This is a genomic window from Bacillus sp. 95MFCvi2.1, assembly GCF_000374965.1.
Classification (GTDB): domain Bacteria; phylum Bacillota; class Bacilli; order Bacillales; family Bacillaceae_G; genus Bacillus_A; species Bacillus_A pseudomycoides.
Window position 1 is genome coordinate 1 of the sequence record NZ_KB895707.1, and the last position, 16,194, is coordinate 16,194.

Sequence of the window (16,194 nt, forward strand, 5' to 3'; positions counted from 1 at the left end):
TTCCTTCTACTTTTGTTTGACCTACTTTTGTATTTGTGATGTCGTAACCAGTTACTTCTGATTTGTAACCATCTACCGCTTGTTCTTTCACTTCATACTTGTAGGCAGCGCCATTCGCATCGTATGCCGCTAAGTCTTTGAATTCATACTTCCAGCCGCTTGCTTCTGTTACTTCTTGTGTGCTGATGGCCTGACCATTTTGTAGTAGGTCTACTTGAATCGTTTTCGGACGTTCTTTCCCATTATCGTCTTTCCACGTTTTTGTTCCTTCTACTTTTGTTTGACCTACTTTTGTATTTGTGATGTCGTAACCAGTTACTTCTGATTTGTATCCCGCTACTGGTTGTTCTTTCACTTCATATTTGTAGGCTACTCCATTCGCATCGTATGCTGCTAAATCTTTAAATTCATACTTCCAGCCACTTGCTTCACTTACTTCTTGCGTGCTGATGGCCTGACCATTTTGTAGTAAGTCTACCTTGATCATTTTCGGACGATCTTTCGCATTGTCGTCTTTCCACGTTTTTGTTCCTTCTACTTTTGTTTGACCAGTTTTTGTATTTGTGATGTCGTAACCAGTTACTTCTGATTTGTAACCATCTACCGCTTGTTCTTTCACTTCATACTTGTAGGCAGCGCCATTCGCATCGTATGCCGCTAAGTCTTTGAATTCATACTTCCAGCCGCTTGCTTCTGTTACTTCTTGTGTGCTGATGGCCTGACCATTTTGTAGTAGGTCTACTTGAATCGTTTTCGGACGTTCTTTCCCATTATCGTCTTTCCACGTTTTTGTTCCTTCTACTTTTGTTTGACCTACTTTTGTATTTGTGATGTCGTAACCAGTTACTTCTGATTTGTATCCCGCTACTGGTTGTTCTTTCACTTCATACTTGTAGGCAGCGCCATTCGCATCGTATGCCGCTAAATCTTTAAATGTATATTTCCACCCTGTTGCTTCACTTACTTCTTTCGTATCAATCTTTTGACCGTTTTGAAGTAAGTCTACTTGAATCGTTTTCGGACGTTCTTTCGCATTATCGTCTTTCCACGTTTTTGTTCCTTCTACTTTTGTTTGACCTACTTTTGTATTTGTGATGTCGTAACCAGTTACTTCTGATTTGTATCCCGCTACTGGTTGTTCTTTCACTTCATATTTGTAGGCTACTCCATTCGCATCGTATGCTGCTAAATCTTTAAATTCATACTTCCAGCCACTTGCTTCTGTTACTTCTTGCGTGCTGACGGCCTGACCATTTTGTAGTAAGTCTACTTTGATTGTTTTCGGACGTTCTTTCGCATTATCGTCTTTCCACGTTTTTGTTCCTTCTACTGTTGTTATTTGTACCACTTTTGTATTTATAATGTCATAACCTTTGACTTCTGTTTGATATCCATCTACTGGTTGTTCTTTTACTTCATACTTATATCCTTTGCCACCTGCATTGTATGCCGCTAAGTCTTTGAATTCATACTTCCAACCTGTTGCTTCGCTTACTTCTTGCGTTGCGATGACCTGACCATCTTGTAGTAAGTCTACTTTGATTGTTTTCGGACGTTCTGTCGCATTATCGCCTTTCCATATTTTTGTTCCTGTAATGAATGTAGTTTTCACTTTATTCGAAATCGGCAACTTAACTCCATTTACAGCACCTGATTTAACTTCAAAACTTACTTTTTCCTGAGGATTGAAATCAATATACTCTGGAGCTGAAACCTCTTGCACATAATATTTACCTGATTGTAAATTAGGAATTTCAATTATTCCTTTTTCATCCGTTACATATACATCTCCAACTTGTTCACCTGACTCTTTATACAACTTAAACGAGACATTCGGTATTACTTTGTCTTCATCCGTTCCAAGGTGCTTAACAATTCTTAATGTTCCTTTAGGAGGTAAATCACCTTGAGCACCACCACCAGATGTTATATTTGTGACTGTGGCACTACCCGACTCAGAAACCGGTTGTTTGTATAGAATTTGATAATCAATCTTATAATCATTCTTAAAAGATTCTTGGCTCTTTCCGCTTTCCGTTATAGTACTTGTATAAAAAACGGTAAAAGACCTAGCACTTCCCATATTCCAATTAATCACGACTTTAAATGAATGACCATCGTCATTAAACTGAACATATCCATAACGTTGATCTTCAAATTGTTTAATTGATAAAGATTCTCTGTCATTAACTGTTATCCGAAAACTATCTTTATTAAGTGTTTGACCTTCCTGCAAACTGTCAGACACAACAATATCTCTACTTAAATATTCTTTATTTAAGTTTATACTCAAGAACCAACGCACTTCATCCGGGTTATCTGGTTGAATATCACCAGTTTTGTAGAAAAACGGTTTAGAGCCTGTACCACCACCACTAGTTGGACCGGTAATTGTTACAGTTTGCTTATCTAAAGTTGTGCCTAAATTTGTTTCAACATCTTTTGTTTGATCCGTTCCTACATTAGTAGCTTGAACTGTAAAATTAAAATGGCCTTTAATATTGTGGAGTTTCTCAACCATATCATTAAATGTACATACCACATTACCTGCATTTACTTGACAAGTACCAAAATTCTTACCTTGCTCATCATTTAATGGAATCGCTCCCTTGAATCCTTTTAATTCTGGGGGCAGCGTTAATGTTAGTGTATCTCCAGACTTCATATTATTTCCAGATTTATCACTAAAAGTTACATTTATTTTAGCCTGTTCGCCGTAACTTAGTTTTGTTTTATCAATCTTAAAACTATCCACAAATCCTGTTGTATTTAACTCTTGTGCATTTGCTATTATAGGCATTAAACTTTGACCTATTGTAAACATAAAAAGCATTAGAATTGAAAAAATCGAAGTTACTCTTTTTACCATATCATTCTCCTATCAATTATTTTCAGATGGCTTCTAATATGAATATGCTATGACAATGACTCAATAGGCTGATGGTATTTTTCTCTTTCGACTGTTATAAGCTTAAAAGCTTGAAAATAGATCTCTATAAATGATTCTTCTACTCTCCATACATCTTCATTTTTTCTAATGTAACACTAAATCTATTAATTTTAATATTTACATCCCTAACATATCATGATAGTATTACAACTAGGAAAATTATATTCTCTCACCATTCCTATCAAATCTCAAAATCTTAAGTTGTATCATATATGCCATCTTATTGTGAGCATAAATTTCTGGTTAATAATGTTTTCATTTAAGTGCTATTGGTTTATTCATATTACTTTCCGTTATTATTAGATTCATAACATCATTATGTCCAAGTTTGATAGCACCTTTTTAATGATTCACAATTTTATTCACCAGAACCCTTCACCTCCCTCTTAAAGGCATTTTTCATGCTCTCACCCGTAATATTAGGACTATTTCAACAATAAAAATAGTTTTTGTAACTTTTGTAACCAATTTTGTAATTAAAGAAACCTAACAGTTGTTCCAACATGTATAAATACCAACTTTTGGATAGACCTCCTGTTTTATAGTCCCTCCTATCTGTACCGAAATATCAATTTTTAATGCTTAATATATATAAAACAAAGAAAGAGTAGTAAACATACACGTCAATCAGATGAAAATTAAAAAGCTGAATTTTCAGTCTTTTTATTTTAAAGGAGGATATTTGCAACTACTCTCTCTTTATGATTATGAGTTTAACACTAAACATAAGGTATAACAAGACAAAAATATACAATTTTCTGATAAATTCGACAATTATTCGAAAGTTAATATAACACCACTTATCGTTAATTAATATGTAATACAAAGAGGCTATTTCAACAAAAAATATTTAAACATTAAAAAAGAAGAACCCTCACTTACTGAAACTCTTGAAGTGGCTCATAAGCGGATTGAGCCAACTGGCGTTTCCCTTTCTTCTGATGGTTTGAATCAACATTTTATTTCTCATACCTATATCTAACAAAAATAAACCAAATGCTGAAAAACATCTGGTTTATTTTTGTTAACTTCATGACCATGGATGGTTGTCCCATCCTTTCCGCCTATCAATTATCATTCCTTTTCGTCTTCTTCTTTCACAAGATACGCTTTTTCATATGCAGGCTTCAATGTAGATTCATCTTCTTTATCGACTTGCTTAAAATGAAGCCTCCTTTGTTTATCTTTACGATCCTCATACTCTGTCCGAAGTTTTGCGGTTCGATTTTGCTGATTCTCGAAACTACTCTTTGATATTTCTAATTTCACTGCGAGGCCATTGATAAATCGAATGATTAAGTTACCATCTGCTAATTCTTTATTGTTTTCAATATGAAAGTGAGACAACCAAGCACATTCCTTTCTAGAATAAGAATACGTAGGAAAAAAGTAAAGTTGATCTGTCGGACTAATCGCAATGGGTGCTTTGTGCGTAATACGTGTCAACTCTTTTGTACCGTCTTTTCTACCTAAAAAACTAGATCCGTGCTTGCGGCAACTTCGTTCGACAATATCAAGTGGCTTTTGAAACATGAAAAAAGAGTCTTCTACTTCAACCACTCGCGTTACAATACGTTTTTCTCCTAAAATAACTGGAAGTAAGGCCATAGTGTTCTTGTTTACGACATAGTTTTCGACGTAGCGTTCTACTTGTTCACCCATCTTACATTCGCTCCTTCATTATTTTTTCTTACAATCCATAACAGCAGCTGCATGGATAATTGTACCACCCAAAAACCAAAATAGTTAATATTTTCAAATATTTTACATTTTCTTATAAAACTTTAAAATTTCATAATATTCCTTCATATAAATATCTATATAAAATCTCCATATTTCTCTACAGGAAAAGATATATTGTTATATAAAAACAGAAATTTTCTTTTTTGAAATATTTGTAACATAACAAAATCTTGTTTCACATATATGATTCAATAAACTTGTACAAAATTATCTATTCCCTATATATTTCCACACCCATTTACGTATCTCTCTTACGGGAAAAATAAAACTTTTATCATTTTTCGGTAGATGTTTTACAATCGTTGGCTTAATTGTAAAGGAAGTTTTTTTGCTACGCTCAAACTCGGATGGAAAGATGATTACAAAATTCTCAACAAAAAAAGGATGGCATATGCCATCCTTTTTTATCACGTACTATAAAATTATAGTTTTACAACGTTTTTAGCTTGAGGTCCGCGGTTGCCATCTTCGATTTCGAAGCTAACTTTTTCGCCTTCTTCTAAAGATTTGAAACCTTCAGTTGTGATTGCAGAGAAGTGAACGAATACATCGTTTCCGCCTGGAACTTCGATGAAACCGAAACCTTTTTCGTTGTTAAACCATTTTACTTGTCCTGTTACTGTCATAATTATTTCCTCCTAAGAAAATATAAGTTTTTTTAGTCTTCATACATAAAAAAAGAATCCACACATTATCAAATACGAAACATAAAACAGTTCTCACATACTTTTTCTCGTTCGTTTTCAGCACTTGATAATATATGGATTGCTTGATTTAGTTATTCAACTGAGATAATCATAGCATACTTAAAATAGAATGTACAATATTTTTTGAAATTCTAATTTTCTAATTTTTGGTATCCCTCATAAAATACAGTATTCCTCGCTGATAGAATGTTTTCACCCATCGAGCTTTTTATGAGCAATTATTGTTAAATGGCAATAATCATTACAATCGAAACAATGAGATGAATTACGCCGTCTGTCCAGGAATACACATTAAACGGTGTTAACATAAACAGCTTCATACCAAAATCTAGCAACACCATTTTCACTAACGTAATGCTTACTATACTAACTAATGCAAAATATAAACTTTGCATAAATGTTAATTCGTCCTGTATCAAACCTAAACTTAATAGAAACAGCAACAACATAATAATATTAAATTCCGGATAACCTGTTACTGTCACCACGATTCCAAGTAAAATTGTAAAGACAATACTTAAAGCGATTACCATTGTATAGGACAGGCGATTGTAACGAATTAATTGAATGTATAATAAGACGTGACTAATACCAATCAACATAATCGCGATCATATCATAAACATACATTACAGCTCACCCTTTAACAGTTGACGTACTTTGCGCACTAAACGGCGGGATACATACAAAAGAAAAGCAGGTGCCCTTAAAGGACACCCGCTCCCTCACTTATTTCGTAAACTGCGCCTCTTCCGTAGACCCTTTCAGAGCCGTTGTAGAAGATGTTCCGCCTGTAATCACTTGTGCTACTTCATCAAAGTAGCCTGTTCCAACCTCGCGCTGATGACGCGTTGCAGAGTAGCCGTGCTCTTCTGCTGCAAATTCTGCTTGTTGTAATTCAGAATATGCTGCCATACCGCGCTCTTTATAGCCACGCGCGAGTTCAAACATACCGTAGTTTAATGCATGGAATCCTGCAAGTGTTACGAATTGGAATTTGTATCCGTATGAAGCAATTTCTTTTTGGAAGTTTGCAATCGTTTTTTCATCTAATTTTTGTTTCCAGTTAAAAGATGGTGAACAGTTATACGCTAGTAATTTCCCTGGATATTTCTCATGAATTGCTTCCGCAAAACGCTTTGCATCTTCTAAATTCGGTTCAGATGTTTCACACCAAACAAGATCTGCATACGGTGCATATGCTAAACCGCGCGCAATTGCTTGATCAAGCCCTGCGTTTGTACGGTAGAACCCTTCTGGTGTTCTCTCTCCTGTAATAAATTCTTGATCAACTGGATCAATATCACTCGTAATTAAATCCGCAGCATCTGCATCCGTTCTTGCTACAATAATTGTTGGCACGCCCATTACATCCGCAGCAAGTCTAGCAGAAATTAGATTACGTACCGCTGTTTGCGTTGGTAGTAATACTTTTCCGCCTAAATGTCCGCATTTTTTTTCTGAAGATAATTGATCTTCGAAGTGAACGCCTGACGCGCCTGCCTCAATCATACCTTTCATTAATTCAAATACGTTTAACTGTCCACCAAATCCTGCTTCAGCGTCCGCAACAATTGGTACAAAATAATCTGTATCACCGCTTCCTTCCATATGCTGAATTTGATCTGCACGCTGCAATGTTTGATTAATACGCTTTACAACAGCTGGTACACTGTTCGCTGGATATAAACTTTGGTCCGGATACATGTGCCCGGATAGATTGGCATCCGCTGCCACTTGCCAACCGCTCAAATAAATTGCTTTTAATCCTGCTTTCACCTGCTGCATCGCTTGGTTTCCTGTTAACGCACCAAGCGCATTAATATAATCTTCTGTATGAAGTGATTCCCAAAGCTTCTCTGCCCCGCGGCGTGCTAATGTATGTTCAATATCAATTGACCCGCGCAGACGAATTACATCCTCAGCAGAATAAGGACGCGTTACCCCTTTCCAACGTTCATCTAACTCCCAGCTTTCTTGTAACTTTTGTACTCTTTCGTTTTTCATCTCTTCCATCCCCTTTTCCTTTTATAAAATCTCGTAACCTGGTAATGTTAAAAATGTTTCAAATTCATCATTACGCACCAAATTAGTAAAAAGCTTTGTTGCTTCTACAAATCTACCTTTCTCAAACTGTTCTTTGCCAATCTCTCGTTCTATTTTCGCTAGCTCTTCCGATTTAAACTCTTCTACTAAAGCAAATGTAATCTTGCGACCATCGTTTAGCTTCCCGCCTTCATGACGAATCCATTGCCACACTTGCGCACGTGAAATTTCTGCCGTTGCTGCATCTTCCATCAAATTATAAATCGGTGCTGCCCCGCGGCCACTTAACCATGATGCAATATATTGAATGCCGACGCTAATATTCATACGAAGCCCTTCTTCTGTAATCGTTCCCACCGGTACTTCTAACAAATCCTTTTCTGTTACATCAATCTCTTCACGCTTTCTAAAAATTTGATTCGGTGTTTTCATAATGTGATTAAACACTTCCAGCGCAACCGGTACAAGTCCCGGATGGGCAACCCAAGTCCCGTCATGTCCATCTAAAGCTTCACGTTCTTTATCAGCACGAACTTTTTCAAAAGCAGCTTCATTCGCTTCCGGATTATTTTTAATCGGAATTTGTGCTGCCATTCCGCCAATTGCTGGTGCATTCCGGCGATGGCACGTTTGAATTACTTTTAAAGAATACGCACGCATAAACGGAGCCGTCATTGTAACTTGCGCTCTGTCCGGAAGTAGAAATTCGTTATGATTACGAAAGCTTTTTAAGAAACTAAAAATATAATCCCAACGCCCGCAATTTAGCCCTGCTGAATGATTACGGAGTTCATATAAAATTTCATCCATTTCAAAAGAAGCGTGGATTGTTTCTAATAACACTGTTGCTTTAATCGTTCCATTCGGAATCCCGATATATTTCTGTGCAAAAATAAAAACATCATTCCACAACCTTGCTTCTAAATAGCTCTCCATTTTCGGTAAGTAAAAATATGGTCCGCTTCCTTTTTCTAATAATGTTTTTGCATTATGGAAAAAGTACAAACCAAAATCAACGAGACTACCTGAGATCTTTTCTCCATCGACTAACATATGTTTTTCTTCTAAATGCCAGCCGCGCGGACGAACAATAAGTACAGCTGTTTTATCACTTAAACGATATTCCTTGCCACTAGGGTTTTTATATGAAATCGTTCCCTTTACTGCATCTCTTAAATTAATTTGGCCATCCATCGCATTTTGCCACGTTGGCGAATTAGAATCTTCAAAGTCTGCCATAAAGAGATGTGCGCCTGAGTTTAAAGCATTAATAACCATCTTACGATCTACTGGTCCTGTAATCTCCACACGACGATCTTCTAAATCTTTTGGAAGCGGGGCAATCGTCCAATCTCCAGCACGTATATGTGCTGTTTCTGGTAAAAAGCTTGGAAACTCCCCTGCATCAATTCTTTTTTGCTTTTCCACACGTTTTTGCAGTAAATTTTTACGGCGTGTATTAAAATTCTCATGCAGCTCTTTTAAAAAAGTGAGCGCTTCCGGTGTCAAAATTTCTCCATACGCCGGTAATACTTCTAAAGCGAGTGTAACCCGTGAAGTTTGCGTCGACATATTAGCATCCCCTCCGTAAACTGTTTTATAACAGATTTGATTTTATGTTTTATATTATATAACAAATTTTCTGAAAGTGAAGGAGTTTTTTGAAAATTTATCCTTTTTCTATAACATCCATCTATTCAAAACCGGCACTTTTCTTACTAGTAAATGAGGTAGCATCGTATTTTGCAGCATATTTAAAGCTCTTACCTGTTACCCTTTACTAAAACAAAACGAGTGCAGTTGTTATATAACAACTGCACTCGTTTTGTTGATTATGTTTTACTTTCCTCTAATACTACTGTCTTTGTTTTGGATTTTTGAAAAGTAAACGCCATCCCAACAAAAATCAAAATAATTCCCGCTGTCTGCATCGTGGTCGGACGAAACCCTGTAAATGCTGTATCAAGTAAAATAGCTACACCTGGATCCAAAAACACTAATACAGAAATGAGCCTTGTTGGTAAATCTCTTAAACTATCAAAAAATAAGTAATAAACAAAGCCAGTATGAATAAGTCCTGTCGCTGTAATCGCAATCCAATTACTCTCTGTTAACCCTTGAAATGCTCCAAAGTCTACAAATGGTAGTAACAGAAATATCCCTAAAAAAGTTTGCAAAAATGTCATTGCATATGCACTTGTTTGTTTAATCCCTTTCCCTAACAAGGTGGTAAATGCATAAAATAATGCTGCAAGAAGTGCCCAAACCATCCCAGAGGACATTAACTTTTCTATCGAAACACTTCCATCTACTCCCGCTACTAAAACAGTACCGAGAAAACAAATAACAATTGAAATAACAGATAGCACTGTTAATTTTTCTTTAAACATGACACTCCCAATTATTAATACGATAATTGGTGCAAGATGATACACAGAAATTGCAATTGTCACTGACATGACTTCGAAAGCTTTAAACAGAAACACCCAGTTAAAAACAAGAAAGACACCACACGCTAATATTTGCAGTATTTCTTTTCGATTCCACTTTTCTTCTTTAAACTGACCTGTTGCAATCCAACATAACGTTAAAAATATAGTGGCACAAATACAACGAACAAATACTAATTCAAATGATGGTAAATTTGTTTTCACTGAAAAAAATCCGATTGAGCCAAAAATAGACATCGATATGATCATTTTTATAGCTGGCGATGATTTTGTTTGGAATAACCTATTTGTGGCGCTCTTTTGAAACAATATAAACAACCCCCATTAGTTTAAAACGAACATTTACATTTCAAGTTTCGTTATATTCTAAATTTTAAATATACAATAAGATGAATGGAATGTAAAAAATCGTAAAGATACTTAATTCTCACGAAGTGGCATTTGCAATCCTCATTCCTTTTACAATGTAAAGCATCATTGTAAAAAATAAAGATGATAAAAGGCAATATAGAAATACTCGTTTTCCACGTTATAGCCACCTATATATTTTACCATATTTTACATAAAAATATTTTTTCCTAAACAATCTATTTTGATTTTCTAACATATACATCACGGCTATGTAAACAAAAAGTGACATCCTCTCTTTTGTTTTCACATGGCATGGGGCGAAAATAGGTACTGATCCTTCTATGCATGGACAGATCCTGTTGTAGCTTTGGAATAAAGTTTGATCAAAAACATGTTGTTTATTTTAGAATTGACATGAAATTATATTAAGTTTATACTGTCAGTAACACATCACTGTTAATGACAGTATAATGTTATTAACAGTGATATGTTACTGTTTTGATAACAAAACTATTTTTTACATTTCATTAAGGAGGTTAGATGTTTTATGAAACATACAGGGAGACATACAGGTGCATTTCTTTTGCTGTTTTTAACAGAGGGAGATAGTTATGGAGGGAAACTTCTGCAGAAATGTGAAGAAGAGCTTCCCATCAATCCAATTGATAGTGCCATTATATACCGCACCCTAAAAAAATTAGAAAACGAAGGTGCTGTTGAGTCTTATTTGGATACATCTGATCAAGATAAGCCGAGAAAGATGTACAAAATTACTACAGTGGGAAAAAAACAATTAGAAGAGTTTCAAATAGATATTGAAGAAAAAATTAAAAACTTATCATTTTTCTTAGACAAATATAAAGACTGGAAAGAGTCTAATCATGATTAATGGCGCTCTCCTTTACTCTTTAGCCATTATTCTTATCAGTATTTCTTTTGTAAAGGATCGGAATAAAACAAAAGATGCTCTATTAAAGTCATGGAAAATGTTTCGTAATCTTATACCTTCCATGCTATCAATTATGCTTTTCGTTGGACTATCACTATCTATATTAACGCCTTCCTTCATTTCTTCCATCATTGGGGAAAAATCTGGATTCATCGGTATTGTTTATTCAGCAATAATTGGCTCTGTTGCACTCATTCCAAGCTTTGTTGTGTTTCCTCTTGGAAATACATTAATCCAAAATGGTGCGGGCCTCCCTCAAGTTGCGGCATTAATGTCTACATTAATGTCAGTAGGAATCACAACTTTACCGATGGAACAAAAGATATTTGGGCGAAGTTTTGCTTATTCTCGTAATGCATCCGCATTGTTAATGTCTCTCATATTCTCGTATATTATTTGGGTGGTGATGGTATGAATGAATTAAGAAGATATCGTTTCTTTTTCATTTTATTATTTGGGCTCATTATATGTACTTTTATAAACCATTCGTTGGGATGGAACGCATTTCAATTAACAGGAAAAAGTATTTTAGATATGCTGTTTCTACTTCCTCCTGTCTTAATATTCGTAGGATTGCTTGACCAGTGGGTGAAGAAAGAAACATTAATTAAATATATGGGGGAAAAATCTGGCATCTATGGCATCTTATTCTCCCTATTATTAGGAGGAATTGCAGCTGGTCCCCTCTATGTTGCTTTTCCAATCGCGGCACTTTTATTAAAAAAAGGAGCGAGCATACGATACATTGTATTTTTTCTAGGAGTTTGGACAACTGCGAAATTACCGGTTATGGTGTATGAATTTTCTTCATTTGGAGCTAAATTTACACTCATCCATATTTGTTTTGGTCTATTATTTTTCTATTTAATGGGTATTATTTATGAGAAGTTCTATGATAAACGACAATTGTTGAAATATGATATAACTAAAGAAGGATAGAGTTAGAGGAATCGTTCTTTAAGCCTCTAACTTTTAGCTCCTTTCGTAACTGTAACTTTTAATTGAACTCTCCCCACCTTCACTTCGTTTAGAGGAGAGGGCTTCTCAGTTAAAATGATAAAATTTTACAAAAAACACTTCATACTTTTGGGATTTCCGCATATAAATCACAGCTATGTAAACAAAAATTGATATCCTCTCTTTTGTTTTCACATGGCATGGGGCGAAAAAGGGCTCTGACCGCTTCTATCCATGGACGGACACTCTTTTCCTAAACTTATACGCAAAGAAATGAGAAGCAGCGTCATCGCTGCTCCTCATTTCTTCTGCTTCTCATACTGCTCAAACACATGAATTCTTTCAAAAATTGGCGGATGTGTATATAAGAAAAACTTCACTAACGCCGGTGGATTCACTTGACTTAAACTTGTTTTCGATAAATACTGGAACGTCTTTACACCAGAATTTCCATCTTTCGTTATATCTAAAGCATATTGGTCTGCTGCCCGTTCTTCTATACGTGATACGTAGTTTGATAGTGGGCTTACTGCAAAAGACAACACAGAGGAGATAAGAAAAAATAATGGGATAATCGATAAGCACGCCATCTTTGATAGGCGCAATGTATCTCCCCATTTTCTGAGGCACATATTGATAATACGGCTAATCAAATACATCCCTACAAACGTTAACACAATATAACTCGCCACACCCCAATATATATGTTTCATCACGTAATGTCCCATTTCATGAGCCATAATAAATAAAATCTCTTTATCTTTTAACTGCTGGAGCGTTGTATTCCACAATACAATTCGAGAATTCGATCCAATTCCTGTCACATATGCATTTAGGGCCGTTGTTTTTTCAGACATGTTCACTTCATATACATGCTCAGCTGGAATATCTGCCCTGTCCGCAATTGCTAAAATTTTCTTCTCTAAGTCTTTATTTTGCAATGTAGAAAAATCATTGTATAACGGATCAATTACAACAGGCTGTACAAAGGTTAAAAAAATTGTAAACGGTACTGACACAGCCCAACCAGCTAGCCACCACCGCTTCGGAAATTTATAAATCAGCCATAAAAGAACAGAAACAACGAGAAACATCATAATATAATTTACCCAAAAATCAATTACATGATCTTTTATCCAACTCGCTGTGGATTGTGTTGAAATACCGTAATCGATTGATACTTGATGCCCCATCCATTGCAGAGGCAATGCAAGAACGGTTGTAAGCAATGATAAATAAAAGAGATAGATAGCAACTTGAATAACCCGTACTTCCGTCGTTTCTTTTGACCATTTTTCAAAACGATTTGATATACCTAAAACAAGCACAAACAATAAAATAATCCATTCAAGAGGCGTCGCTAAAAAAAAGAGTAAATTTTTCACACGCGAATAATCTTGACTTAATGTAAGTTCCTTTGCATTCATAAACGTCTCTGGATCAGCACTCGTTCCTTTATACATATCTGGAATAATTTCATGATTCCATCCAAATAAATACCAATATATAAATAACGCAAAACCAACGTACAAAAAAAGTGACCACTTCACAACCTTCTTCACGGTATCTCCTCCTCTATGCTGCCTGTCTCTTATTATTGTAAGTTCGTTCCTCCTAAAATAGAACAAGCTAATACATCGAATTGTCATGCAATTTTCAATCCCTCCCCATTAATTTTTGGATTTTTCTTATAAAATAAAATTAGGAGGAGGATGGAAATTGAAAAAAATTTATATTACGTTTACATTAGGTTTAGTCATCGTAATTGGAATTGGAATTTACTATTTTACAGATTATCGTAAAGCTTCTGCTGAAATACCACGTGGAATCGTTATGGAGGATGTAAATGGTACAACGCTATCTTTTGATCAACTACCAAAAAAACTTAAACTCGTAGAATTTATATACACAAAATGCCCTGATATTTGTCCCGTTACTACATACAAAATGAAGCATTTACGAGACGAACTAGAAAAGGATAAACTATTTGATAAAAAAATTGAATTTATTACAATTACCATTGATCCTAAGTTCGATACAAAAGAAATATTAACTACATATGCCAACACATTTGAAATGAAAAAAACGAAAGGGTGGCACTTACTGCGCGGTGATGAAGATGAAACGAAAAAACTAGCAGATACATTTAACTTTCAGTACCGCGATCCAGGAAGCGGACTCTATATTCATACTTCTAACTCCTATCTACTCGATGAAAATGATCGTTTAATCGAAGTCTTCGGTATGGGAGAACGTGGTTTTAACAGCAAAAAAGTGCTTGAAAAAATTAAAAATGCATTATAAAAACCTCTTCATCATTCGAAGAGGTTTTTCACACATATTATTCTACATAAACTATGCTACGAAACTTTAAACCTATCCATTCTACACTCTCTATTTATCCCGCATTAACGGGCAATAAAAGCCCGATTGGTGAGGGCCTTTAATCAGTGGGTGATGAAGAGCCCCACTGATTAAAGTTTCACTTTATCTCTCTGTATGTTTCTTCGGCTCATATGTTGGAATAAGAAGCGCACTCGCAATCCAGCAAACAAGACCGAAACCACTTATATATTTCCCGTATTCATAATGGTTTAGATAAACCTTCCCTACAAGAATTAAGATAAATCCAAGTAACACAACTACATAGCCAACTTGTTTTTTCGACAATACCAATCAGCACTCCTTATTGAAAAATGTTAACAAAAAAACTTAAATCCTGAAAAGAAATGAAGCTATATTTCATAATTCCTTGTACAGCTAGAAGTAGTATAAGACCAAGTACACATATATAATTAATTCCATCTTCACTTCTTTTCTCAACTACAATTCCGCCCCCAATGCATAGTAGCCCTAGAAGATGAAGTGCTAAATAAACAAAAAAGTATGCTTCATTCCAGCGAAAGCCTACATTCACTGTTGTAATCACAATTAAACTCACCATGATTACATAAAACAATTTATTTGATTGAATTGTTTCATTCATAGAATCATATCCATTCCTTTCTATATAAATCTTTTTTGATTTTCCAACATACAAATCGCCGTTATGAAAACAAAAGGTGACCTGTATTTTTATTTTCACTTAGCATGAGGATGAAATATGCTCTGACCGCTTCTATCCATAGACGGATTCTCTCTCTAGCCTAAAAAAGATAGGTATATCTTTTTTATTATTCAATAAATTCTACGTTCTCTAACCTATATCTCTCATTTTATTCGTATATACTACCGACACCTCTTTATTCATATAACGACGATTCACGAACAAAAAGACGAGTACTAAATTTAATCCAATGATAAAAATAATAAGTCCTGTAAAAAATGGAGTTTGATTAGAAAAATCTGCGAAGCTTATCATTTCTTCCTTACTGAACATAAAAGATGTAATAAGTACGATTGCATTATTTAACATATGAATACTAATCGGCATCAGTAAGCTTTTCGTCCGAATGTATACAATTGATAGTACGATACTAAACATGACAGCACTGAGGAAATCAATATGAAAACATCCGAAAAGAATCGCTACAATAACCATCGCTTTTCCGGTTCCCCATTTCGCTGCAAAACGCTGAAATAGAAATCCCCTAAATACAAATTCACATACAATAGGAGCTACTAGTACGATTATTATAAATTGATATATGTATCCGCCTGCACTCCCTATAATCGGTTCATGTAATATATTTATAATAAAATCCGGTGTAATCCATACAAAGCTATACATATACAATACAAGATATCCATAACTAAAAAGGCATAGCATTCCCGTAATCATTAAAACTTGTAAAAGATTAAATGCTTCTCTTCTATTCACAAATAAAGTAAATGGAATACGATGGCGCTTACATTGATACCATAACCAAAGTGATGGAAATATGTAGAGTACAAGTGTGCTTGCAAAAGAAGAAATTGATATATGAAATGTATTCTCTAACAATTGTTTACTAATACGTTCAATCAAAACAAGTAGTGTAAATACAATCAAAAAATATCTGGCTCGCATCGAACAAAACAGATTCACACTCATCTCCTCCCC

The 16,194-nt window shown here is 35.1% G+C and carries 14 protein-coding genes and 1 pseudogene; 4 read left to right on the forward strand and 11 right to left on the reverse strand.

The genetic code is table 11. The features are described 5' to 3' along the window. From C568_RS33385 to C568_RS0121115, 7 genes and pseudogenes are all read right to left on the reverse strand, one after another. On the reverse strand, window positions 1–2,869 hold a 2,869-nt coding region (locus C568_RS33385), incomplete at its 3' end, for a Cna B-type domain-containing protein (RefSeq protein WP_018782639.1). A 1,155-nt stretch (window positions 2,870–4,024) separates the two neighbouring features. Beyond that, window positions 4,025–4,612, reverse strand: coding sequence for a competence protein ComK (locus C568_RS0121090; protein ID WP_018782640.1), 588 nt, complete (start codon window positions 4,610–4,612; stop codon window positions 4,025–4,027). A 503-nt stretch (window positions 4,613–5,115) separates the two neighbouring features. Further along, the gene (locus C568_RS0121095; RefSeq protein WP_003195857.1) at window positions 5,116–5,319 is read right to left on the reverse strand and encodes a cold-shock protein; all 204 of its coding nucleotides are present in this window, start codon (window positions 5,317–5,319) and stop codon (window positions 5,116–5,118) included. A gap of 308 nt (window positions 5,320–5,627) precedes the next feature. Then, window positions 5,628–6,029 (reverse strand): annotated as a pseudogene (locus tag C568_RS0121100) (GHKL domain-containing protein); the annotation flags it as partial. Between the two features lie 99 nt (window positions 6,030–6,128). Further along, window positions 6,129–7,406: an isocitrate lyase gene (aceA, locus tag C568_RS0121105; RefSeq protein ID WP_018766564.1), complete on the reverse strand. Its 1,278-nt coding sequence runs from the start codon at window positions 7,404–7,406 to the stop codon at window positions 6,129–6,131. Window positions 7,407–7,427: 21 nt separating this feature from the next. Further along, window positions 7,428–9,017: a malate synthase A gene (gene aceB, locus C568_RS0121110; protein ID WP_018782642.1), complete on the reverse strand. Its 1,590-nt coding sequence runs from the start codon at window positions 9,015–9,017 to the stop codon at window positions 7,428–7,430. A 260-nt stretch (window positions 9,018–9,277) separates the two neighbouring features. Then, complete coding sequence (locus C568_RS0121115; RefSeq protein WP_042511532.1) at window positions 9,278–10,144, reverse strand: DMT family transporter; 867 nt, start codon at window positions 10,142–10,144, stop codon at window positions 9,278–9,280. A gap of 649 nt (window positions 10,145–10,793) precedes the next feature. Between C568_RS0121115 and C568_RS0121120 the strand changes: the two genes are divergently transcribed. Genes C568_RS0121120 through C568_RS0121130 form a run of 3 tightly spaced genes read left to right on the forward strand, consistent with a single transcriptional unit; the run spans window position 10,794 to window position 12,134 of the window. Next, window positions 10,794–11,135 (forward strand): PadR family transcriptional regulator, encoded by a 342-nt coding sequence (locus tag C568_RS0121120; protein ID WP_003195853.1) that lies wholly within the window; start codon window positions 10,794–10,796, stop codon window positions 11,133–11,135. Further along, window positions 11,128–11,610: a hypothetical protein gene (locus C568_RS0121125; protein WP_018782644.1), complete on the forward strand. Its 483-nt coding sequence runs from the start codon at window positions 11,128–11,130 to the stop codon at window positions 11,608–11,610. Before C568_RS0121120 ends, C568_RS0121125 begins: the two co-directional genes overlap by 8 nt. Next, the gene (locus C568_RS0121130) at window positions 11,607–12,134 is read left to right on the forward strand and encodes a permease (protein ID WP_018782645.1); all 528 of its coding nucleotides are present in this window, start codon (window positions 11,607–11,609) and stop codon (window positions 12,132–12,134) included. Before C568_RS0121125 ends, C568_RS0121130 begins: the two co-directional genes overlap by 4 nt. A gap of 317 nt (window positions 12,135–12,451) precedes the next feature. Here C568_RS0121130 and C568_RS0121135 read toward each other — a convergent pair whose 3' ends face one another. Continuing rightward, window positions 12,452–13,714, reverse strand: a complete 1,263-nt coding sequence (locus C568_RS0121135; RefSeq protein ID WP_018782646.1) for a M48 family metallopeptidase — start codon at window positions 13,712–13,714, stop codon at window positions 12,452–12,454. A gap of 157 nt (window positions 13,715–13,871) precedes the next feature. Here C568_RS0121135 and C568_RS0121140 point away from each other — a divergent pair, with 157 nt between their 5' ends. After that, window positions 13,872–14,456, forward strand: coding sequence for an SCO family protein (locus C568_RS0121140; RefSeq protein WP_018782647.1), 585 nt, complete (start codon window positions 13,872–13,874; stop codon window positions 14,454–14,456). 183 nt (window positions 14,457–14,639) lie between these two features. On the opposite strand, the gene C568_RS0121145 is transcribed toward C568_RS0121140, so the two are convergent. The 3 genes from C568_RS0121145 to C568_RS0121155 form a co-directional block, all read right to left on the reverse strand. Beyond that, the gene (locus C568_RS0121145) at window positions 14,640–14,828 is read right to left on the reverse strand and encodes a hypothetical protein (RefSeq protein ID WP_003206100.1); all 189 of its coding nucleotides are present in this window, start codon (window positions 14,826–14,828) and stop codon (window positions 14,640–14,642) included. A 10-nt stretch (window positions 14,829–14,838) separates the two neighbouring features. Next, window positions 14,839–15,138 carry a hypothetical protein gene (locus C568_RS0121150; protein ID WP_018782648.1) on the reverse strand — a complete coding sequence of 100 codons (300 nt, stop codon included), beginning with the start codon at window positions 15,136–15,138 and terminating at the stop codon, window positions 14,839–14,841. Between the two features lie 210 nt (window positions 15,139–15,348). Next, entirely contained in the window at window positions 15,349–16,179 is an 831-nt protein-coding gene (locus C568_RS0121155) for a CPBP family intramembrane glutamic endopeptidase (RefSeq protein WP_029427575.1), read from the reverse strand. Window positions 16,180–16,194 lie beyond the last annotated feature (15 nt).

What these genes read in the sequence shown, in the direction of transcription:
- C568_RS0121120 (WP_003195853.1), top strand. Translation starts at nt 10,794, where the DNA reads ATGAAACATACAGGGAGACATACAGGTGCATTTCTTTTGCTGTTTTTA.
- aceA (WP_018766564.1), bottom strand. Translation starts at nt 7,406, where the DNA reads ATGAAAAACGAAAGAGTACAAAAGTTACAAGAAAGCTGGGAGTTAGAT.
- C568_RS0121090 (WP_018782640.1), bottom strand. Translation starts at nt 4,612, where the DNA reads ATGGGTGAACAAGTAGAACGCTACGTCGAAAACTATGTCGTAAACAAG.
- aceB (WP_018782642.1), bottom strand. Translation starts at nt 9,017, where the DNA reads ATGTCGACGCAAACTTCACGGGTTACACTCGCTTTAGAAGTATTACCG.
- C568_RS0121125 (WP_018782644.1), top strand. Translation starts at nt 11,128, where the DNA reads ATGATTAATGGCGCTCTCCTTTACTCTTTAGCCATTATTCTTATCAGT.
- C568_RS0121115 (WP_042511532.1), bottom strand. Translation starts at nt 10,144, where the DNA reads ATGATCATATCGATGTCTATTTTTGGCTCAATCGGATTTTTTTCAGTG.
- C568_RS0121150 (WP_018782648.1), bottom strand. Translation starts at nt 15,138, where the DNA reads ATGAATGAAACAATTCAATCAAATAAATTGTTTTATGTAATCATGGTG.
- C568_RS0121130 (WP_018782645.1), top strand. Translation starts at nt 11,607, where the DNA reads ATGAATGAATTAAGAAGATATCGTTTCTTTTTCATTTTATTATTTGGG.
- C568_RS0121095 (WP_003195857.1), bottom strand. Translation starts at nt 5,319, where the DNA reads ATGACAGTAACAGGACAAGTAAAATGGTTTAACAACGAAAAAGGTTTC.